The organism is Glycomyces artemisiae (assembly GCF_003002955.1).
In the GTDB taxonomy this organism is placed as follows: Bacteria; Actinomycetota; Actinomycetes; order Mycobacteriales; family Micromonosporaceae; genus Glycomyces; species Glycomyces artemisiae.
This window is the reverse complement of the sequence record NZ_PVTJ01000011.1, coordinates 140,857-159,997: the sequence shown is the minus strand read 5'-3', so window position 1 is coordinate 159,997 and position 19,141 is coordinate 140,857. Positions and strand designations below refer to the sequence as shown.

Annotated in this window: 20 protein-coding genes; 11 read left to right on the top strand and 9 right to left on the bottom strand. The window is 71.8% G+C overall.

The window, feature by feature from the left end; translation table 11 throughout:
- Position 1: 1 nt before the first annotated feature.
- Together B0I28_RS23645 and B0I28_RS23640 are read right to left on the bottom strand one after the other, a co-directional pair.
- Entirely contained in the window at positions 2 to 1,144 is a 1,143-nt protein-coding gene (locus B0I28_RS23645; protein ID WP_106366328.1) for a sensor histidine kinase, read from the bottom strand.
- On the bottom strand, positions 1,141 to 1,806 hold the full coding sequence (locus B0I28_RS23640; RefSeq protein WP_106366327.1) for a response regulator transcription factor: 666 nt from the start codon (positions 1,804 to 1,806) through the stop codon (positions 1,141 to 1,143). Before B0I28_RS23640 ends, B0I28_RS23645 begins: the two co-directional genes overlap by 4 nt.
- Positions 1,807 to 1,940: 134 nt before the next feature.
- Here B0I28_RS23640 and B0I28_RS23635 point away from each other — a divergent pair, with 134 nt between their 5' ends.
- From B0I28_RS23635 to B0I28_RS23620, 4 genes are read left to right on the top strand one after another with little or no spacing between them, the layout of a single operon-like run.
- Entirely contained in the window at positions 1,941 to 2,444 is a 504-nt protein-coding gene (locus tag B0I28_RS23635) for a hypothetical protein (protein ID WP_106366326.1), read from the top strand.
- Positions 2,441 to 3,484 carry a peptidoglycan-binding protein gene (locus B0I28_RS23630; RefSeq protein WP_146148214.1) on the top strand — a complete coding sequence of 348 codons (1,044 nt, stop codon included), beginning with the start codon at positions 2,441 to 2,443 and terminating at the stop codon, positions 3,482 to 3,484. The genes B0I28_RS23635 and B0I28_RS23630 overlap by 4 nt, the downstream gene beginning before the upstream one ends.
- Entirely contained in the window at positions 3,481 to 4,149 is a 669-nt protein-coding gene (locus tag B0I28_RS23625) for an ABC transporter ATP-binding protein (protein ID WP_106366324.1), read from the top strand. Before B0I28_RS23630 ends, B0I28_RS23625 begins: the two co-directional genes overlap by 4 nt.
- Positions 4,136 to 5,308 carry an ABC transporter permease gene (locus tag B0I28_RS23620; protein ID WP_106366323.1) on the top strand — a complete coding sequence of 391 codons (1,173 nt, stop codon included), beginning with the start codon at positions 4,136 to 4,138 and terminating at the stop codon, positions 5,306 to 5,308. Before B0I28_RS23625 ends, B0I28_RS23620 begins: the two co-directional genes overlap by 14 nt.
- A gap of 38 nt (positions 5,309 to 5,346) precedes the next feature.
- Here B0I28_RS23620 and B0I28_RS23615 read toward each other — a convergent pair whose 3' ends face one another.
- Positions 5,347 to 5,985: a TetR/AcrR family transcriptional regulator gene (locus B0I28_RS23615; protein WP_106366322.1), complete on the bottom strand. Its 639-nt coding sequence runs from the start codon at positions 5,983 to 5,985 to the stop codon at positions 5,347 to 5,349.
- An 81-nt stretch (positions 5,986 to 6,066) separates the two neighbouring features.
- Between B0I28_RS23615 and B0I28_RS23610 the strand changes: the two genes are divergently transcribed.
- A complete protein-coding gene (locus B0I28_RS23610; protein ID WP_106366321.1) occupies positions 6,067 to 6,447 on the top strand; it encodes a DUF1761 family protein in 381 nt (126 codons plus the stop codon).
- Between the two features lie 26 nt (positions 6,448 to 6,473).
- The gene (locus tag B0I28_RS23605; protein WP_106366320.1) at positions 6,474 to 6,755 is read left to right on the top strand and encodes a DUF1905 domain-containing protein; all 282 of its coding nucleotides are present in this window, start codon (positions 6,474 to 6,476) and stop codon (positions 6,753 to 6,755) included.
- A 28-nt stretch (positions 6,756 to 6,783) separates the two neighbouring features.
- On the opposite strand, the gene B0I28_RS23600 is transcribed toward B0I28_RS23605, so the two are convergent.
- The 3 genes from B0I28_RS23600 to B0I28_RS23590 form a co-directional block, all read right to left on the bottom strand.
- Positions 6,784 to 7,542 carry a VOC family protein gene (locus B0I28_RS23600; RefSeq protein ID WP_106366319.1) on the bottom strand — a complete coding sequence of 253 codons (759 nt, stop codon included), beginning with the start codon at positions 7,540 to 7,542 and terminating at the stop codon, positions 6,784 to 6,786.
- 4 nt (positions 7,543 to 7,546) lie between these two features.
- Positions 7,547 to 7,753: a hypothetical protein gene (locus tag B0I28_RS23595; protein ID WP_106366318.1), complete on the bottom strand. Its 207-nt coding sequence runs from the start codon at positions 7,751 to 7,753 to the stop codon at positions 7,547 to 7,549.
- A 116-nt stretch (positions 7,754 to 7,869) separates the two neighbouring features.
- Complete coding sequence (locus B0I28_RS23590) at positions 7,870 to 9,087, bottom strand: Gfo/Idh/MocA family oxidoreductase (protein WP_106366317.1); 1,218 nt, start codon at positions 9,085 to 9,087, stop codon at positions 7,870 to 7,872.
- A 91-nt stretch (positions 9,088 to 9,178) separates the two neighbouring features.
- On the opposite strand from B0I28_RS23590, the gene B0I28_RS23585 reads away from it, so the two are divergent.
- On the top strand, positions 9,179 to 10,000 hold the full coding sequence (locus tag B0I28_RS23585) for a helix-turn-helix domain-containing protein (protein WP_106366316.1): 822 nt from the start codon (positions 9,179 to 9,181) through the stop codon (positions 9,998 to 10,000).
- A 35-nt stretch (positions 10,001 to 10,035) separates the two neighbouring features.
- Entirely contained in the window at positions 10,036 to 10,785 is a 750-nt protein-coding gene (locus B0I28_RS23580; protein WP_181245925.1) for an alpha/beta hydrolase family protein, read from the top strand.
- A 118-nt stretch (positions 10,786 to 10,903) separates the two neighbouring features.
- Here B0I28_RS23580 and B0I28_RS23575 read toward each other — a convergent pair whose 3' ends face one another.
- The 3 genes from B0I28_RS23575 to B0I28_RS23565 form a co-directional block, all read right to left on the bottom strand.
- On the bottom strand, positions 10,904 to 11,854 hold the full coding sequence (locus B0I28_RS23575; protein ID WP_106366314.1) for a carbohydrate ABC transporter permease: 951 nt from the start codon (positions 11,852 to 11,854) through the stop codon (positions 10,904 to 10,906).
- Positions 11,851 to 12,828, bottom strand: a complete 978-nt coding sequence (locus tag B0I28_RS23570) for an ABC transporter permease subunit (RefSeq protein ID WP_106366313.1) — start codon at positions 12,826 to 12,828, stop codon at positions 11,851 to 11,853. The genes B0I28_RS23575 and B0I28_RS23570 overlap by 4 nt, the downstream gene beginning before the upstream one ends.
- 74 nt (positions 12,829 to 12,902) lie before the next feature.
- Positions 12,903 to 14,591 carry a type 2 periplasmic-binding domain-containing protein gene (locus tag B0I28_RS23565; RefSeq protein WP_106366312.1) on the bottom strand — a complete coding sequence of 563 codons (1,689 nt, stop codon included), beginning with the start codon at positions 14,589 to 14,591 and terminating at the stop codon, positions 12,903 to 12,905.
- A 335-nt stretch (positions 14,592 to 14,926) separates the two neighbouring features.
- Between B0I28_RS23565 and B0I28_RS27470 the strand changes: the two genes are divergently transcribed.
- From B0I28_RS27470 to B0I28_RS23555, 3 genes are all read left to right on the top strand, one after another.
- On the top strand, positions 14,927 to 15,607 hold the full coding sequence (locus B0I28_RS27470) for a hypothetical protein (protein ID WP_181245924.1): 681 nt from the start codon (positions 14,927 to 14,929) through the stop codon (positions 15,605 to 15,607).
- Positions 15,592 to 16,596, top strand: a complete 1,005-nt coding sequence (locus tag B0I28_RS23560) for a LacI family DNA-binding transcriptional regulator (RefSeq protein ID WP_181245923.1) — start codon at positions 15,592 to 15,594, stop codon at positions 16,594 to 16,596. Before B0I28_RS27470 ends, B0I28_RS23560 begins: the two co-directional genes overlap by 16 nt.
- A 101-nt stretch (positions 16,597 to 16,697) precedes the next feature.
- Positions 16,698 to 19,121 carry a glycoside hydrolase family 2 protein gene (locus B0I28_RS23555; RefSeq protein WP_106366310.1) on the top strand — a complete coding sequence of 808 codons (2,424 nt, stop codon included), beginning with the start codon at positions 16,698 to 16,700 and terminating at the stop codon, positions 19,119 to 19,121.
- Positions 19,122 to 19,141 lie beyond the last annotated feature (20 nt).

The window sequence follows — 19,141 nt, the reverse complement described above, 5'->3', positions numbered from 1 at the left end:
GCTAGGGGAACTCCACGGTGATGGTCAGGCCCCCGTCCCGGTTCGGGACGGCGGTCAGCGCCCCGTGGTGGACGCGCGCGATGGAGTCGACGATCGAGAGCCCGAGGCCGATGCCGCGCACGGACTCGACGCGGTCGCGCCCCTCCCCGCGGCGGAACGGCTGGAACAGCGCGTCGACCTCGTACGCGGCGACCACGGGCCCGGTGTTCGACACGGCGATCCGCCCCCGCCGCTCCACGGTCCCGGTCGTGATCGCGAGCGTTCCCCCGGGGTGGTTGTGGCGGATGCCGTTCGCCACGAGATTGGCGACCAGCCGTTCCAGCAGCGCGGCGTCCCCGACGACGACCCCCGGAGCGTTCGCGACCTCCACGGCCACCTCCGCCTCCGACGCCTCATCGGCGAACTGCGCCGCGACGTGCGCGGCGATGTCCGCCAGGTCCACCCGGACCGGGTCGACCGGGGCCTGCTCGCTCCCGGCGAGCGTGAGCAGGCCGTCGATGAGCCGCTCGTGCCGCTCGTTCACCGCCAGGAGGTTCGCGGCCAGGTCCCGCACCCGGTGGCCCGCATCCGGTTCCGCCGCAGCCACTTCCAGGAGCGTCCGGTTGATCGCCAGCGGCGTCTTCAACTCGTGGGAGGCGTTCGCCACGAACCTGCGCTGCCCCTCGAAGGCCCGGTCGAGCCGGGCGAGCATCCCGTCGAACGTGTCCGCGAGCCGCTTGAGCTCGTCGTTCGGGCCGTCGAGGTCGATGCGCTCGTGCAGCGACCGGTCGGCCACACGCCGGGCCGTCGCCGTGATCGCGTCGATCGGGCGCAGCACCCGCCCGGCCATGAGCGACCCGAACACGACCGCGAGGAGCCCCACGACGACGAGCGCGACGATCGACCCGAACAGGACCGCCTGGAGCGTGGCGTCGTTCGCGGCCTGCTGGCGCTGAATCACAGTGTCGATGAGGGCGGTGAGCTGCTCGTCGGTCATGCCGAGCTGGGCCCGCGCCTGGACGAGGGACTCGACCGAGTCCCCGGAGACGGGCATGTTCGCGGTGACGCGGTCGCGCACGATCAGGTAGACGACGGCGACGAGCACGGCCCCCGCGGCGAAGAACGCGCCGCCGTACCAGAGCGTCAGCCTCGTGCGGAGCTTCACGGCGCCTCCCTGATGACATAGCCGGAGCCCGGCAGCGTCTCGATCACGGGCGGGTCGCCCAGCTTGCGGCGCAACGTCATCATCGCCACCCGGACCACGTTCGTGGCCGGGTCGATGTGCTCGTCCCACACCTTTTCGAGCAGCCGCTCCGACGTGACGACCGCCGCACCGGGGCGCATGAGCTCCGCGAGGACCCCGAACTCCTTCTTCGACAGCGGGATGTACCGGCCGCCGCGGAACACCTGCCGCCCCACCGTGTCGAGGGTGATCCCGGCGCGTTCGAGCACCGGCGGCGCCGCCGGAGCCGTGCGCCGCGCCAGCGCCCGCACCCGCGCGACCAGCTCCGCGAACGCGAACGGCTTCGCCAGGTAGTCGTCGGCGCCCAGCGACAGGCCGTGCACGCGGTCGTCGATCCCCGAGGAGACGGTGAGCATGAGCACCCGCGTCGAATGCGGCCCGGCGACCACCTTCCGGGTCAGGTCGTCGCCGCCGACGCGCGGCAGGTCCCGGTCCAGGACCGCCACGTCGTAGTCGTACGCCGCGAGCCGCAGCCGCGCCGCGTCCCCGTCGTAGCAGACGTCCACGGCCATGCCCTCGGCCCGCAGGCCCTTCGCGATCGCGTCGGCGAGCATCCGCTCGTCCTCCACCACCAGTACGCGCATCCCCGGCTCCTCCCCGTCCACGACGATGCTGCCAGGTCCGGTGTAAGCGCGGCGTAAGCACGCACGCTCACGCAGACCACATGCCGCCCCGGCTTCACTTGCGGCGTCCATCCGAGAACGAAGGAGACGCCACGATGAGACGAGTACTGCTCGCAGCGGCCGCGCTGGCCGCGCTGACGCTTTTCGCCGCATGCAGCGAGGAGCCCGCCGACGAGGTCGCCAGCGCCGGGGGCACCGCCTCCGAGGAGGCCACCGAAGGGGAGGTGAGCGAGGAGCAGGGCCTCCAGGACTTCGCCGAGTGCATGCGGGAGCAGGGGATCGACTTCCCCGACCCCGACCCTGACGGCGGGTTCGAGGGCGCCGAGGAGCTGCGGGAGATCATGGAGGACGAGCCGGAGGCGGTCGAGGCGTGCCAGGAGCACCTCGCGTCCGGCGAGGCCGACCTGTCGGACCCCGAGGTGCAGGCGGCGCTGCTGGAGTTCGCGCAGTGCATGCGCGACAACGGGGTCGAGGGCATGCCCGACCCGGGCGAGGACGGCTTCGGGCCGACGCTGCTGGAGGAGGGCCAGGCGGACCCGGAGTGGGACGCCGCGATGGAGGCGTGCCAGGACGTCCTCGGAGAGGTGCGCGGCCAGTGAGGCGGCGGACGGTGGCGATCGCGGCCGGATCGGCCGCGGCGGCGGGCCTCGCCGCGGCCGGGGCCCTGTACTGGACCGGCGGCGACGAGCCGGCGGCGTCGGCGGACGCGCCCGGCGCGACGGCGGTCGTGGAGCAGCAGGACCTCGCCCGGTCAGAGGAGGTCGTGGGCACGCTCTCGTACGGGGAGGCGCACACGCTCAACGGCGCGGCGCCCGGTGTGGTGACGTGGCTGCCCGAGCCGGGCACGGTGATCGGGGCCGGAGACGCGGTCTACGACGTCGACAACGCGCCGGTGGTCGCCATGACCGGCGACCTGCCCCTGTGGCGGGACCTCGCGCCCGGTGTCGAGGGACCCGATGTGGCGCAACTGGAGTCGAACCTCGTGGACCTCGGCTACGACGGGTTCACCGAGGACGACGCCTTCACGGACGCGACCGCGGCGGCGGTCGAGGAGTGGCAGGAGGACAACGGGCTGGAGGAGACGGGGACGGTGGCCGTGGGCGCCGTCCTGTTCTCGCCGAAGCCCGTCAGAGTCGCCGACCAGCTTGCGGCCGTGGGCGACCCGGCCAACGGGCCCGTCCTGTCGTACACCTCAGACGAGCGGCGCGTGACCGTGCAGCTCGACATCGCCGACCAGGACCTGGTGGCCGCCGACCAGGCGGTGACGGTGGTCCTGCCGGACGGCACCGAGGCCGCGGGCGTGGTGTCCGCGATCGGGCAGACCGTCTCGGGCTCGCAGGAGGAAGGCGAGGAGGAGCCGGAGACCGTCGAGGTCACCGTCGCCGTCGAGGACCAGTCGGTGCTCGGGGCGCTCGTGTCCGCGCCGGTCACGGTCGAGCTGGTCTCGGAGACCCGCGAAGACGTGCTCACCGTGCCCGTCGAAGCGCTCCTGGCGCTTCGCGAAGGCGGCTACGGCGTCGAAGTGGTCGACGGCGGCGCGAGCGAACTCGTGCCCGTCGAGACCGGCGTCTTCGCCGACGGCCGGGTCGAGGTCTCGGGCGACCTGGAGGCGGGCGCGACCGTGGCGGTGCCCGAATGAGCGTCGTGGTGCTTGAGGAGGTCGCGAAGACCTACCCGGGCGTGACCGCGCTCGACGGCGTGTCGCTGGAGATCGGCGCGGGCGAACTCGTCGCGATCGTCGGCCCCTCGGGCTCGGGGAAGTCGACGCTCCTCAACCTCGCGGGGACGCTCGACCGGCCCACCTCCGGCAGGGTGCGCGTCGCGGGGGAGGACGTCGCGGCGCTCTCGGACCGGCGCCTGTCGCGCCTGCGGGCCGCGGAGCTCGGCTTCGTGTTCCAGCAGTTCCATCTCGCGCAAGGCGTCCCGGTCCTCGACAACGTCGCCGACGGGCTCCTGTACCGGGGCGTGCCCCGCGCGAAGCGCCGCGAGGCCGCCGCGGCCGCGCTCGACACCGTGGGCCTCGCGCACCGCACCGGGCACCGCCCGCACGAGCTGTCCGGCGGCGAGCGCCAGCGCGTCGCCGTCGCACGCGCGATCGTCGGCGGGCCCCGCCTGCTGCTCGCCGACGAGCCGACGGGGAACCTCGACTCGGCCTCGGGCGCGGCGGTCATGGGCCTGCTCCGCGGCCTCCACGAGCGCGGCACCACCGTCGTCGTGATCACCCACGACCGTGACATCGCCGCGGCCCTGCCGCGGCGGATCGAGATGCGCGACGGCCGGATGGTGCGCGATGCGGTGGACTGACCTCCTGCGCGTCGGCGCGCACGGCCTGCGGTCCCGCCCCCTGCGGGTGACCTTGTCCGCCATCGGGATCGCGATCGGCATCGCCGCGATGACCGCGGTCGTCGGCATCTCCGCGTCCAGCTCCGCCGAACTCGATCGCAAGCTCGACGAGCTCGGCACGAACCTGCTCACCGTCGCCCCGGGCCAGGCCCTGTTCGGCGGCGAGTCGCAGCTCCCGCTCGAAGCCGTCGCGATGATCGAGCGGATCGGCCCGGTCGAATCGGCCGCGGCGACCGGCACGGTGCCGGACGCGAAGGTCTACCGCACCGATCAGATCCCCGAGAACGAGTCGGGCGGCATCGCGGTCAAGGCCGCCGAACCCGACCTCCTCGACGTCGTCGGCGCGGAACTCGTCGAGGGCCAATGGATCGACGGCGCGGCCGGGGACTTCCCGGCCGCGGTCCTCGGCGCTGATGCCGCCGCGGCCCTGGGCGTCACCGCGGGCCCCGACGTGCAGATCTGGCTCGGCGGCCAGTGGTTCGCCGTCGTCGGCGTCCTCGCCCCGGTCGAGCTCGCGCCCGAACTCGACAACGCGGCGCTCGTCGGCTGGGACGCCGCCTCGACCTACCTCGGCTTCGACCTGCACGCCACGGAGGTCTACACCCGGGCCGCCGAGACCGCGGTGGCCGACGTCCAGTCGGTCCTCGGCGCGACGGCGAACCCGGAGCACCCCGAGGAGGTCGAGGTCTCCCGGCCCTCGGACGCCCTGGTGGCGGCCGAAGCCGCGGAGGCGTCGTTCACCGGCCTCCTGCTCGGCGTCGGCGCGGTCGCGCTCCTCGTCGGCGGCGTCGGGGTCGCGAACACGATGGTCATCTCGGTCCTGGAACGCCGCGGCGAGATCGGCCTCCGCCGCTCCCTCGGCGCCACCCGCGCCGACATCCGCGGCCAGTTCCTCGCCGAGTCCCTCCTGCTCTCGTTGCTCGGCGGCGCAGGTGGAGTCGCCCTCGGCTCCCTCATCACCGCCACTTACGCGACCTGGCAGGACTGGCCCCCGACGATCCCCGCCTGGGCCCTCGCCGGAGGCATCGCGGCCACCGCCGCGATCGGTGCGGTCGCGGGCCTCTACCCGGCGGTCAAGGCCGCCAGGCTCTCCCCGACCGAAGCTTTGACCTCCCCATGACGGGAAGGGCGGCCCCGCGCCGACGGCGCGGGGCCGCGTCAGGGGGCGGCGGGCGTGCCGTATCCGGCCAGGAAGAGGTCCACTGCGCTCTCCACCGGGCTGTCCGGGGTGTCGGGGGCGTCGGTTCCGGTGAGGAGGCGGCGGTTGAGGGGGGCGCCGATGACGAGCCAGGTGAACTGGTCGGCGGCGGTGAGGGGGTCGTCGAGTCGGAGGGCGCCGCGGTCGGCGAGGGTCCGGAAGGCGTCGGCGAGGGCGCGGATGTTGCGGTTCCAGCTCGCTTCGAGGTAGCCCGCGGCGACGTCGGGGTGGCGTTCGGCCTCGCCGGTGACGAGGCGGCGCATGTTCAGCACGTCGCGGCTGAGGATGCCGAAGCGCATGATCCCGGCGAGGACGATCAGATCGGCGCGGACGTCGTCGCCCGCCACCAGGCGCTCCAGGTGCGGGCGCATGGCGTCGCGGCCGGCCTCGGCCCAGGCGCGGACGACGGCGGCGAAGAGCGCGTGCTTCGAGGGGTGCGCGCGGTAGAGCGAGGCCTTGGAGATATGGGCCCGCGCGGCGACCTCGTCCATCGTCGTGCCCGCGTAGCCGTGTTCGAGGAATACTTCGCGGGCGGTGGCGAGCAGGTCGGCGCCGGTGCGCCCGGGGGGACGGCCGCGGCGGCGGGCGGTGTCGGTCATGCCCGAATTTTAGTACTTGACCGGACTGAAAACCAGGGCTACCATGTTTCAGTACTGGAACGTACTTTAAAGGAGGTCGCCATGGTGCTCATAGGGATCGCCGTCGCCACAGTCGTCTCGTTCGTCTTCAGCGCGGTCCTGTACGGCACGCCGCCGGTCGCCGCGTACGTCGGGCGCCACAGCACGCCTCGGCCCGGCGTCCCCGTCGCCGTCCAGATGGCCGCGGTCGTCGCGCGCAGCCTGGTCGCCGCGATCCTCGTCGCGGGCCTGATGCATGCCGCAGGATGGGAAGGGGCCGACGCGGGCGCGCTGCTCGGGCTCGCGCTGGGGGTGCTGCCCGCGGCGATCCTCGCGGGCGCCGTGGTGCACGAGGGCATCCCGGTGCCGCTCGCCGCGCTCCACGCCTTCGACTGGATCGCGAAACTGACGCTGATCGGCGCACTCGTCGGCTGGCTCGCCTGAACCCTGAACCCGCCTGAGGAGGCATCATGACCGAAGGACCGCTCGACATCGACTTCACCGCCGTCCTCGGCAAAGTCCGGCCCGGCGACACCTGGACCTGCGTGCAGCTGCCCGACTCGGCCGCGGTCTTCGGCACGCGCGGCCTCGTCAAGGTCGAGGGCACCGTGGACGGCGAGCCGTTCCGCGGGGCCTTCATGGCCCTCGGCGACGGCACCCACAAGCTCCCCGTCGCCGCCGCGATCCGCCGCCGCATCGGCAAGGGCGACGGCGACGAGGTCCGCGTCCACCTCTCCCGCCGCCTGAACTGAAGGGCCCGAAGAGGTCTGACTCGGCGAATCAGGCGCCCGGCGCCCACGAGCCGTCCGGGGCCTTGTCGGTCAGGCAGTACTCCAGGCCGACAGGGTCCCGCATGACCTGCCAGTGGCGGTGGCGGCGGACCGGGACGGCCCCGACGGCGGCGTGCCGGGCCGTCTCGGCTTCGACATCGGCGCACGAGAAGTCCAAGTGCGCCTTGGTGTCCTGCCCGGGCGCCGCGCTGTCGAGGCGCTGGAGCAGGAAGTGCACCGGCAGGCCCGGCGGCGGCAGGAGGCGGCGGAACTCGCCGTTGTCGGAGGTCGACCGCGGCCAGTCGGTGAACCCGCTCCAGAACGCCAGTTCGCGGTCGAACGCCTCGGGAGGCACGTCGACGCAGATCTGGTCGAGGCGGCTCGCCCGGCCGTTCCAATCCGTCGGCGGCGGCACGTCGGACTGGCCCTCCTTGTGCACGATCAGGCAGAACGGCAGCCCCGCCGGGGACGCCAGGACCACGAGTCCGGGCTCCCCGCCCGTCTTCGCCGCCCCGAGCGCCAGCGCCCGTTCGGTCTCGGCCGCAAGGTCCTCGACGTGGAAGTCCGGGTGGACCCGCGCCGCGCCGCGCCCCAGGCGCTGGAGCGCCAGGTACGGGTCGCCGTGCGCGGGCACCAGCGAGGCGAACTCCGGGTGCTCGGCCCAAGGCGACGAGAGCGCGCTCCCGGTGGCCTCGGTCCAGAACCCGGCCGCCGCGTCGAAGTCCGCGCCGGGGAAGTCCAGCAGCACGGTCGTCCAGTGGATCGCCATGCGGCTACCAGGGCTGCGGCGGCGCCGGCTCGTCCGGGAGCGGGCGCGTCGGGTCCGGTTCGGTCGGGCCCGGCTCGTCCGGGACGGGCCTGGCCGGATCGGGGTCGTGCGGGTCGCCCGGGATCGGGTCCGGGTCAGGCGGGCCGGGGACCGGGTCGCCGGGTCCGGGCTCGGGCGGGTCGATCAGCTCGTTCGGTTCCATGTCCGTCATGGCTCCTCCTCTGCTCACCCCCCGGGCTACCCGGTCCCGGCGCGAACATGCGCCGCACGCCCGGACGGGCGAGCGGCGGCGCGAGCCGCCCGATGCCCGCCGGGCGGAACCGCGCGTTAGCCCCGCGGGGCGTCGCCGAAGTCGTCGATCTTCAGCCGCTCGCCGCCGCGCAGCGCCGACTCGTGGGCAATGAGACCGGGCAGCGTGTACCGCGCCGCCGTCCACGCGTTCACGCTCGGCAGCAGCTGCTCGTTCACCGCCGTCACGAAGTCGTGCACGAGCAGCTGGTGGCTCCCCATGTGCCCGTTGCCGAGCCCCTTGAACTCGACCGGCAGCGCAGAGGTGTCGTGGACCGGCGCGTGCCCGGAGATGAACGAGTCGTGCAGCGCCGGGTCGACCTTGGCGAGGACCGGGTCGTCCGCGCCGGTCGCCCAGCCGGGCTGCACGAGTTCCGTGACGTCCTCCAGCTCTGCGGACCGCTTGTGCCAGAACGTGGCGCGCGAGTTCTGCTCAAGGATGCCCTCGGTGCCGTAGAAGGTGAACCGGGACTCGGGGATCCAGTGGGCGAGGCCGACGCGCCGGAACTCGTTGGTGCGGAAGCTGCCGCCGTCGGCCGTCTCGAACAGCGCGGTGGCGTTCGAGAAGTCGTTGTCGAACATGCTCACGGACTTGTCGAAGACGCCGTCGCCGCGCCGGTCCGGCACGCCGATGGCGCTCACGCTCACCGCGTGCGTGTCCCACGCGCCGAGCACCCCGCCCACGGCGTGCGTCGGGTACTTCATCGGCGGGAAGCTCGCGGTGCGCTTCCAGTCCTCCCCGCCGCTGTACTGGTACGCCGCGTAGAACCCGTGGTCCATGTCGTGCACGTAGTCGCCCTCGGCGTAGAACACCCGCCCGAACGCGCCCTCGGCGGCCTTCTGCCGCGCGAGCACCGTCGTCGGGTTGTACTGGCTGGTCTCGCCCATCATGTACGTCAGGCCGGTCTCCTTCACGGCCTCGATGATCGCGCCGATCTCCTCCACGGTGAACGCCATCGGCACCGCCGAGTACACGTGCTTGCCCGCGCGCAGCGCCTGCACCACGAGCGGCCCGTGCGTCCACCGCTGCGTGAAGACCGCGACGGCGTCGACGTCGGAGGCGAGCATCGCGTCGAAGTCGTCCTCCGCCCCCGCCAGGCCCAGCTCCCGCACGAGCGTCGCAGCGCGGTCGGCCACGAGGTCGGTGACGGTGACCCGGGAGACCCCCGGGTGGGCGTTGAACAGCTTCGCGAACGCGCCCGAGAACTGGCCCGCGCCGACGATACCGATCGAGAACACAACGACTCCTCTTGCCATGTGGTCACAGGACGCGGCCGGTGACGGCCGCTGCGGCACCACCGTATAAGTTCTGATCGGAGAATTCTTCATCGAAGCGAGCGTGTATCTCTTGGATCCTCAGATCGAGATCGCCCCGCCCGAACTCGTGGGCTGGGCCGGGCGCCCCGTCCTCATGGACACCGCCCACCAGCACGACGACCTGGAGATCAACTTCGTCGCCGAGGGCGGCACCATGCTCTACCTCTTCGGCGGCCTGCCCGTCGAGGTCGGCCCCGGCTCCGTCGCCGCGTTCTGGGCCGCCGTCCCCCACCAGCTCGTCGCCAACGCCGCCACCCGCGCCCACTGGGTCCACGTGCCCTTCGCGACCTTCCTCGGCTGGGGCCTCCCCACCGCCCTCGTCGGACGCCTCCTCTCCGGCATCCCTCTCATCGCACCCCCGACGGCCGCAAAGGAATCCGACCCCGCCAACTTCACCCAGTGGGCCGCCGACCTCGCCAGCGGCCAGCCCGAGCGCCGCCGCATCCTCCTCCTCGAAGTCGAGGCCCGCGTCCGCCGCCTCGCCCTCGACGCCCCCCGGGAACCCGAACACGAGTACACCGGCGCCGACCCCGCGCTCCAGCACGCCGTCACCATGGTCCGGCACATCGCCGAGCACTTCCGCGAACCCCTCACCGTCGCCGACGTCGCCGCCGCCGCCCGCCTCCACCCCAACTACGCGATGACCCACTTCCGCAAGATCGTCCGCACCACCATCGGCGACTACATCACCAGGTGCCGCCTCGCCGAAGGCCGCCGCCTGCTCGTCACCACCGCCCTCCCGATCGCCTCCGTCGCGACCGAATCCGGCTTCAGCTCCGTCAGCCGCTTCTACAGCGCCTTCACGCTCGAATGCGGCCTCCCGCCCGCCGCCTACCGCAGGCAGCACCGATGACCCCTCCAGACAACTCCCGATCAGACGAGGTCCGCATGGAACACATCGACATCGACCACGACGGCCGCACCCTCCGCGGCGTCCTCCACCTCCCGACCGCGCCGAACGCCCCCGCCGTCGCCCTCTGCCACGGCTTCGGCGGCAACCGCGCCGAGTTCGGCTACACGTTCGTGCGCCTCGCCGAACGCCTCGCCGCCCGCGGCGTCGCCGCCTGCCGCTTCGACTTCGCCGGATGCGGCGACTCCGACGGCGACTTCGCCGACCTCACCGTCTCCGACCAGGTCGCCCAGGCCCTCGCCGTCCTCGACGCGCTGGCCGCCCACCCTGCGGTCGACCCGGACCGCCTGTCGCTCATGGGGATGAGCCTCGGCGGGCTCACCGCGCAGCTCGCCGCGGCGAAGCGGCCGGTCCGCTCGCTCGCGCTGTGGGCCCCGGCCGCCGGGGCCGTCGCGATGGGCGAGGAGGGCGCGAAGCGCCGCGCCGACGCCATCGCCGAGCACGGCTACGACGACTTCGGCGGCCTGCCCGTCCACCAGGGGTTCGTCGACGACGCCGCGGGCATCGACCCGTTCGCCGCCGCCGCCGCCTACCCCGGTCCGGTGCTCCTGGCCGTGGGCTCCGAGGACTTCGTGCTCGGCACGCGGCTCCTGGGGGAGTACCAGGGCCTGTACGGCGACCGGCTCGACCTGCACGTCTTCGACGGCGTGGGCCACGGCTTCGAGACCGTCCCGGCCCGCGAGCGCCTCGTGGAGCTGACGGCGTCGTACCTCGAACGCACTGCCTGAGCACCGGAAAGGCGGCCGTCCGGACAGGACGGCCGCCTTCGCGGTTTATGCGGGCGTCCGGGCCCGGCAACGAATCCGGACGCCCTTCTCTTCGAATCCCCTCACGGACCGAGAGCTTCTACCCCTTCACGGCGCCGGTGATGACGGCCTTGGTGAAGTGCTTCTGGATGAACGGGTACATGATCACGATCGGGATGATCGTGCAGACCACGACGGCCATCTTCAGCGCCGCCGTGGGCGCGGACTCGCCCTGGTCCTGGTACTGGGCGGCGGCCTGCGCGCCTTCGGGGAGCCCCTGCGTGGACATGAGCATCCGCTGGAGCACCACCTGGATCGGCTGGGTCTCCAGGCCGGGCGTGTACAGCACCGCCTGGAAGTACATGTTCCAGTAGCCCACGGCGTAGAACAGCGCGATGACGGCGAGGATCGCCTTCGACATCGGCAGGACGATGGTGAACAGGGTGCGGAACTCGCCCGCGCCGTCCATCTTGGCCGCGTCCAGGAGTTCCCCCGGGATCGAGTTCATGAAGAACGCGCGCAGGATGATGATGTTGAACGTCCCCACCGCGCCGGGCAGGATGAGCGACCAGTAGCTGTTGAACAGCCCGAGCTGCTGCACCACCAGGAAGCTCGGGTACATGCCCGGTCCGAACAGGAACGTGAGCAGGATGAGCCACAGGATCGGGCGGTGCAGGAGCGAACCGGTCCGCGACAGCGCGTAGGCGCCGCAGATGGTGAGGACCATGCTGATCGCGGTGCCGACGGCGGTGAGCGTCAGGGTCAGCACCAGCGAGTCGGTGAGCGCACCGCCGGAGAAGATCTCGCGGTACGCCTGGAGGCTCACGTCGGTCGGCAGGATCAGCAGGTTCCCGCCGGCCCGCTGGAGCGCCGCTTCGCTCGCGAAGCTGGTGGCGACGACCGCCCAGATCGGCAGGACGATCGCGGCGGCGTAGCAGATGAGGAACAGGGCCTTGACGGCCTTGCCGGCGAGCGAGGGCTCCTCGTCCCAGACGGGGCGGTTGCTGGTGCGGCGCTTGGGCTTGGGTTTGGGTGCGGCGATGGCGGTCATGACTTCTGGTAGATCCCTTGCTCTCCGAAGCGGTGCGCGATGTTGTTGGCGACGAGGATCAGGATCAGACCGATCACGCCCTTGAACAGGCCCGCGGCGGTACCGAACGACTCGCCCTGGTTGCCGACGATGCTCTGGTAGTACACGTAGGTGTCGAGCACTTCCGTGGCCTGGTAGCCGACGGCCTGGCGCTGCAACTGGTACTGCTCGAAGCCGACGGAGAGGATGCCGCCGATCTGGAGGATCAGCAGCAGGATGATGACCGGCCGGATGCCCGGCAGCGTGATGTGCCACATCCGGCGCCACCGGTTCGCGCCGTCGGAGGCCGCGGCCTCGTACAGGCTCGGGTTGATCGACGCGAGCGCCGCGAGGAAGATGATCATGCCCCAGCCCGCGTCCTTCCACGCCCACTGCATCCACACCAGCAGCAGGAACGAGTCGGGGTTCGAGGTGAAGTTCAGGCGCTCGCCGCCGGCGTCCAGGAGCCAGTTCGAGACCAGGCCGTCGGCCCCGAGGACCTGCACGAACACGGTGACGACCAGGACCCACGAGAAGAAGTGGGGCAGATACACCACGGACTGGAACGCGCTGCGCACCTTAATGGAGATGATCGAGTTCATCGCCAGGGCCAGGACGATTGACAGCGGGAACATGCACAGGAGGTTCAGCGCCGCGAACTTCAGGGTGTTGAGGAGCGCCGGCGTGAAGTACGGGTCGTTGAACAGCCGCCCGAACCACGCGACGCCGACGAACGGGTTCTCCCAGAACGGCCGGTACGGGCTGTAGTCCATGAACGCGATGATGTTCCAGGCCGAGGGCCAGTAGTGGAACACCATGAGGTGGGCGACCACGGGAAGGGCGAGCAGCAGGAGGGGCCAGTCGTGGCGCAGCCGCTGGCGCACCGTGCGCTTGCGTCTGACCACGGGCGGGCGGGGGGCCGCTTCCGGGGGTGCCGTGCTCTGGAGTGTTGCCATCGCTTGAGATTCCAGTCGTCTAGATCCGTTGCAGGGGCGGTCGGGCGGCCCCCTCGGACCGCCCCACCGGTTCACTACTCTTCGCCGTAAACGGCCTTGTAAGCGTCGGTGTAGTACTGACGCGCCTCTTCGCCGCCGTTGTCGAGGTACGTCTCGACCATCTCGGGGATGGAGGAGAGCTCGGCGCGCCCGAAGGCGATGTCCTGCTGCTGGTCCCACAGGGTGGTGCCCGCGGCCTTCGCGGCGGCGGGGGCCTCGATGCGGATGCCCTGGAAGGGGGGCTCCACGATGTACTGCTGGATCGAGGCGTTGTACTCGAAGCGGTCGGCGACCATGTCGGGGTCGCCCGTGAGGAAGGTGTCGACCTGGGCGAACGCCTTGTAGTTCACCGGGTTCTTGACGATCTCCACGCCCGGCGTGGAGAACACGGGGTTGCCGTCGGCGCCGAAGTCGAAGTGCGTGCCCTCGACGCCGTATTCGAGCAGCTGGCGCTCGGTGGTGCCGTACGGCGCGGCGCACCAGTTCGCGACGTCCAGGATCTCCTCGACCTGCTCCTTGGAGAGGCTCTTGTTGAGGAAGGTCCAGCCGGCGATCCCGGGGGACACTGTCACGATGGGCGTGCGGCCCTTGGCGGCCAGCGGCGGGAGCGGTGCGACCGCGCCCTCGGCCTCGCCCCGTTTGACCTTCTGGTTGAAGTCGTCCCACCGGACGAGGTTGTCCTGGGTGAACATGACCTGCCCGGCCTCCTGCATCGCGGCGGCGTCGAGGGTCCCGGTCGGGGCGTCGGGGTGCATGAGCCCCTCGTCCCAGAGGGTGCGGCGGAACTCCATGAGCTCGGTGAACTCGGGCCGCTCGATGTTGTTCACCATCTTCTTCTGCTCGGGGTCCCAGTTCCAGCCGTCGATGCCGCCGAGGCCGAACCACTGCCCGATGAACCAGTCCAGGCCCACGAAGGCCCACCGCGAGTCGGTGGTCCACGCGCGGGAGACCTCAAGGAGCTCTTCGACGGTGGTCGGCATCGCCAGGCCCTCGGCCTCCAGGAGGTCGGTGCGGGCGAGGATGCCGTTGCCCTGGCCGCCGCTGTAGGTCATGGGGATGGCGTAGATGCCCGCGGTGTCGGGGTCGTCGGGGTCCTTGGACCACACGGCCTGTCCCCACGAGTCGGTCGGCAGGGCGGCCAGGAGCGGCCAGCGCTCGGCGATGTCGCCCTGCACGATCTCGGTGAGGTCGTAGAAGGAGTTGACGACGGTCTCCTGGAAGTTGCTGAAGGAGCCGGTCATGTAGTTGAACAGCTGGATGCCGTCGCCGTACTCGTCGGCCTTGACCCACTGGACCGCCGTGTCGCCGTAGGTCATGCCGTCGCCCTGGCGGAGCGTGACCTTCGTGCCGCCCCAGGCCTCGGAGACCGCTGCGAAGTACGGGTCGTCCTGCGCCGGCGGGGTGCCCCAGCAGGGCACGGTCAGCTCGTAGGAGCCGGTGCCGGAGGGCAGGTCGGTGATGGCCTGGACCGGCTCGGGGTAGGACGTGAACGCGGAAGGGTGGTTCGGCGGCTCGCCGACCAGGTCGGGCTGGACCGGGAGCGGCCAGTCCTCGTGCGTGGGAAGGAAGTCGAAGCCCTCGGTGGCCTGCGTGCTGCCGTTGTTGGACTCGATGTCGGAGCAGGCGGCGGCGAACGGGAGGCCCGCCGCGCCGAGGGCGCCCAGCGCGGTGCCCTTGAACAGGGACCGGCGCTTGAACGGCGTTGAGGGGGTAGGGGATTGCATGGAACTGTCCTCTCGCAGGCAGCTGCCCGGAGGGGAGTCGGCGGGCAGCGGGGAGCCATCGATTTGGTTTTGTTGATATATGAAACTAACCCGCGTCGTGGCCGCGCACAAGAGTTCGCGCCCCTAAAAATCTGATGACAGTGTTTACTAGTGAAACAAACTGCCCTGATTATGACTGGTTTGCCCAGAAATCTAGGCCCGATAGATTCAAGGGCTTGAGTGCTCGAATCTCATACATCGTATCTTTCGGCGCGGCGATGAAGGAAGGTCTGCGCTCTTGCCCCCGAGTCGCCGGAACATTATCGTGAAGGTTCACCACCGCTGAGGAGGAGGCCGTGACGCCCGACGACCCGCGCGCTGCGCACCCGAGCCCCGTCGACCTCCGTGCGCCCGCGCACGAGCGCTTCCTCCTGGGGAGCGGCCCGTTCCGAGCGGCCCTGCGCGGCGGGCCCGGGATCGAGGACTTCGACCTCTCCCTCGACTCCGCGCGGCCCGCGGAGGCCGGAGCGTCCCCGGCGCTCGGCAGGCTCCGCTGGCACTGGGGCCCGACGGAAGCCGCCCCCGGCCACCGGCGTCTCGGCCTCGCGGACCTCGTGCGGGTCGAGAACGGCCCGCACGCGATGGAGGCGTTTCTGAGCGCCGCCGACCGCGTGCTGGTCGCCGACACGACCGTGCCGGTGGTCGCGCAGGGCGGCTTCTCGTTCTCCTCGCCGCATCCGGGCGTCGAGGTCCGCGTCTTCGAGGACGGCGACGCCGAATGGCTCGTCGCCGCGGGCGCGGACCGGGCCGTGGCCGCCGCCTGGGACGGCCGCAGGCTCATCGTCGGCGCGGCCCGCGGCTTCCGCGGCGCCGACCTGCCGCCGATCGTCGAGGCCGCCCGCGCCGACGTGCGCGCCGCCCTCCCCGTGGACACGGACGCGCTCCGCCGCCGCGGCTCCCGCGCCGAACCCTCGACCGCGGGTGCCAATACGATGGCCCGCAACGGGGAAGGAGCGGTCACGTGGCGAAGCGGGTGACGATCATCGACGTCGCGGAGGCGGCGGGCGTGTCCCGCCAGACCGTCTCGCGGGCGATGAACGACGCGTGGGGCATCAGCGAGTCGACGCGGCGGAAGGTCCTGGAGGCCGCCGACCGCCTCGGCTACCGCCCGAGCCGCTTCGCCCGCAACCTCGTGACCCGCGAGAAGACCCACGCGCTCGGCGTCATGGTGGCGTCCTTCGGCAACCCGTACTACACCGACATCGCCGCGTCCCTCCTCGCCGCCGCGGCCGAGCGCGGCTGGCAGATCATGCTCACGGCGGGGGAGAGCGGCGTCGAGGAGGCGCTGAGCCTCCTCGCGCCGCAAGTGGACGTCATCGTCGGCCACTTCGGCATCGCCGACGAGCGCCTGCGCGACGTGTGCGGCGGCCTCCCGGTGGTGCGGATGGAGTCCGAGGTCCCGCACGACGCCGAGCGCCTCCCCGGCTTCCACTCGGTCGGCCTGGACATGCAGTCCGGGATACAGGAGGCGGTCAAGGAGCTGCGCGACCGCGGGGCGCGGCGCTTCGGGATGGTCGAGTCCGGCCACTTCCAGCGGTACTTCGGGACCTACGAGCCCTCGGCGCGGCGCCGCTGGTACGAGGAGGCCGTGGGGGAGGCGCTGTCGGGCGTCGTCATCGGCGACGAGTCGATCTCCGGCGGCGGCAGGGCCTTCGCCGAGCTGATGGAGCGGCACCCCGACACCGACGCGGTGCTCATGTTCAACGACCTCATGGCCCTCGGCGCCGTGCAGAGCGCGCACGCGCTGGGCATCGACGTGCCCGGCCGGGTCCGCATCGTCGGCGTCGACGGCCTGTCGCTGGGCGAGGCGGTCGATCCGCCGCTCACCTCGATCGCGCTCGACCGCGACGAGCTGGCCCGGCACGTCATGGACATCGTCGAGATCCTCGCCGGCGCCGACTTCGCCCGCATCGACCCGATCGAGCGATCGGTGCCCTCCAGGCTCCTCTGGAGGGGCTCGGCCTGACCGCTGCCGCACCCTTGACACCACCTCTTCACGACCCTATCGTGAACCTTCCCGAAACTTGTTCGTGAAGGTTCACCGCCCACCTTCGAAAGGCCCCCCGCATGATCCGCGAGCACCGCTTCGTCAACGACGGCTGGACCTTCGCCTACGGCGAGCACCCCGGCGCCGAGCGCGAACCCGCCGACCCCGACTGGTTCGACGTCGGCCTGCCGCACTCCTTCGACCTGCCGGACTTCCGCGAGCTGCGCTTCTACATCGGCCACGGCTGCTACCGCCGCACCCTCGACGTGCCCGAGTCGTGGGCGGGGAAGTGGATCGCCCTGGAGTTCCTCGGCGTGTTCCAGACCGCCGAGGTGTTCGTGAACGGGCGGCCCGCGGGCCGCCACGACGGCGGCTACACGCCCTTCACCGTCGACCTCTCCGACCTCGTCCGACCCGGACCCAACGAGGTCTTCGTGCGGGTCGACAACCACTGGAACCCGCGCCTGGCGCCCCGCGGCGGCGACTACAGCTTCAACGGCGGCATCTACCGCGACGTCAGCGTCATCGTCGCCGACCGGGTCCGCATCGACTGGCACGGCCTCGGCGTCACCACCCCCGAAGCCGACCGTGCGCGCGCCCTCGTGCGCGCCGCCGTCGAGGTCGTCAACGACGAGCCGCACCCGGTCGACGTGGACGTCACCGCCGCGGTCACCCAGGCCGGCCGGCCCGTCGCCGACCTCGGACCGCAGCGCGCCACGATCCCCGGCGGCGCCACCGCGACCGTGGCACTCGAAGGGGCCCTTGACGACCCGCTGCTGTGGCACCCCGACCACCCGCACCTGTACGACCTCACTGCCACCGTGTCCGTCGACGGCGAGGCCCGCGACGCCCAGTCCACCGAGTTCGGCGTGCGCTGGTTCGAGTTCACCGCCGACCGGGGCTTCTTCCTCAACGGCGAGCACCTCGACCTCCACGGCGCCAACGTCCACCAGAACCGCGGCGGCTGGGGCGACGCCGGGACGAGGGCGGGCATCCGCCGCGACGTCGCGCTCGTGAAGGCCATCGGCATGAACATGATCCGCGGCTCCCACTACCCGCACCACCCGTACTTCGCGGCCGAATGCGACCGGCAGGGCGTCCTGTTCTGGTCCGAGCTCCACTTCTGGGGCATGGGCGGCTACGAGGCCGAAGGCTACTGGACCGCCAGCGCCTACCCCGTCCACGAGGAGCACGAGGCCGACTTCGAGGAGAGCCTGCGGCAGTCCCTGCGGGAGATGATCCGCACCCACCGCAACCACGCGAGCATCGTCGTCTGGAGCGTCGGGAACGAGGCGTTCTTCACCAACGACCGCGTCGTCGACAAGGCGAAGGCGCTCACCGTGGAGCTCGTGGACCTCGTCCACGTCCTCGACCCGACCCGGCCCGCCGCGGTCGGCGGCGCCCAGCGCAAGGGCTTCGACGTGCTCGGCGACATCGCCGGGTACAACGGCGACGGCGCGGAGCTGTTCATGGACCCCGGCATCCCGAACATCGTGTCCGAGTACCACGGCGTGCAGGGCCACGGCGCGGGCGAGTACGAGGTGAAGTGGCACCACGGCGTCGAGACCGACTACCCGTGGCGCTCGGGGAAGCTCTTCTGGTGCGCCTTCCATTACAAGACGATCGCCAAGGGCGGCGGCCGCAACGGCCTCATCGACTACTACCGGCTCCCGCGCCGCCCCTGGCACTGGTACCGCGAGCGCCTGCTCGGCATCGCGCCGCCCGCGTTCCCGCCGCCCGGCGAGGCCGCCGCGATGCGCCTGCGCGCCGACGCGGACGAGATCCCCACCGACGGCACCGGCGACGCCCAGCTCATCGTCGAGTTCCTCGACGCGGACGGCGAGCGGGTCGCCGCCGAGCGGTCCGTCACGCTCACCGTCGTCGAAGGCGAGGGACTCTTCCCCTCGGGCACCGCGATCACCCTCGGCGCCGAGACCGAGAGCCTCAACGACGGCGCCGTCGCCATCGAGTTCCGCAGCTACGTCCCCGGGCGCCAGCGCATCCGGGCCGCCTCGGACGGGCTCGCCCCGGTCGAGATCGAACTCACCGCGGTCGGCGAGCCCCGTCCCGTCCGGCCGCGCAGGCTCGCGCCGCCCGCCCCGTACATCACCGAGGCGCCCGAAGGCGCGGGCACCTACTCGCTCGCCGACTACCGCCCCGTCGCCGCCAGCAGCGCCCTCCCCGGCCACGGCGGCGGCCACGCGACCGACCCGCGCAGCACCGAATGCTGGCGGGCCGCCGACCGCGGCCCCGGCGCGTGGCTCACCGCCAGCCTCGAATTCCCCTACGAGGTCAACAGGATCGAAGTCCGCTTCGCCGAACCCCCGGTCCACCCGTGGGTTCTCGAAACGAGCCCTGACGGCGACACCTTCGAGCCGCTCCACTGCGCCGACGCCGGATCGGACGCCTCCCCGGAATTCGAGTTCCCGGTGCGCCTCGCCAAGGCCGTCCGGCTCTCGTTCCCGGAGCGGCCGATCGACGTCGACTCCATCAAGGTCTACTGAACCGCCGAACCGGAGGACAC

What these genes read in the sequence shown, in the direction of transcription:
- B0I28_RS23640 (WP_106366327.1), bottom strand. Translation starts at nt 1,806, where the DNA reads ATGCGCGTACTGGTGGTGGAGGACGAGCGGATGCTCGCCGACGCGATC.
- B0I28_RS23635 (WP_106366326.1), top strand. Translation starts at nt 1,941, where the DNA reads ATGAGACGAGTACTGCTCGCAGCGGCCGCGCTGGCCGCGCTGACGCTT.
- B0I28_RS23625 (WP_106366324.1), top strand. Translation starts at nt 3,481, where the DNA reads ATGAGCGTCGTGGTGCTTGAGGAGGTCGCGAAGACCTACCCGGGCGTG.
- B0I28_RS23620 (WP_106366323.1), top strand. Translation starts at nt 4,136, where the DNA reads ATGCGGTGGACTGACCTCCTGCGCGTCGGCGCGCACGGCCTGCGGTCC.
- B0I28_RS23615 (WP_106366322.1), bottom strand. Translation starts at nt 5,985, where the DNA reads ATGACCGACACCGCCCGCCGCCGCGGCCGTCCCCCCGGGCGCACCGGC.
- B0I28_RS23610 (WP_106366321.1), top strand. Translation starts at nt 6,067, where the DNA reads ATGGTGCTCATAGGGATCGCCGTCGCCACAGTCGTCTCGTTCGTCTTC.
- B0I28_RS23605 (WP_106366320.1), top strand. Translation starts at nt 6,474, where the DNA reads ATGACCGAAGGACCGCTCGACATCGACTTCACCGCCGTCCTCGGCAAA.
- B0I28_RS23600 (WP_106366319.1), bottom strand. Translation starts at nt 7,542, where the DNA reads ATGGCGATCCACTGGACGACCGTGCTGCTGGACTTCCCCGGCGCGGAC.
- B0I28_RS23595 (WP_106366318.1), bottom strand. Translation starts at nt 7,753, where the DNA reads ATGACGGACATGGAACCGAACGAGCTGATCGACCCGCCCGAGCCCGGA.
- B0I28_RS23590 (WP_106366317.1), bottom strand. Translation starts at nt 9,087, where the DNA reads ATGGCAAGAGGAGTCGTTGTGTTCTCGATCGGTATCGTCGGCGCGGGC.
- B0I28_RS23580 (WP_181245925.1), top strand. Translation starts at nt 10,036, where the DNA reads ATGGAACACATCGACATCGACCACGACGGCCGCACCCTCCGCGGCGTC.
- B0I28_RS23575 (WP_106366314.1), bottom strand. Translation starts at nt 11,854, where the DNA reads ATGACCGCCATCGCCGCACCCAAACCCAAGCCCAAGCGCCGCACCAGC.
- B0I28_RS23570 (WP_106366313.1), bottom strand. Translation starts at nt 12,828, where the DNA reads ATGGCAACACTCCAGAGCACGGCACCCCCGGAAGCGGCCCCCCGCCCG.
- B0I28_RS23565 (WP_106366312.1), bottom strand. Translation starts at nt 14,591, where the DNA reads ATGCAATCCCCTACCCCCTCAACGCCGTTCAAGCGCCGGTCCCTGTTC.
- B0I28_RS23555 (WP_106366310.1), top strand. Translation starts at nt 16,698, where the DNA reads ATGATCCGCGAGCACCGCTTCGTCAACGACGGCTGGACCTTCGCCTAC.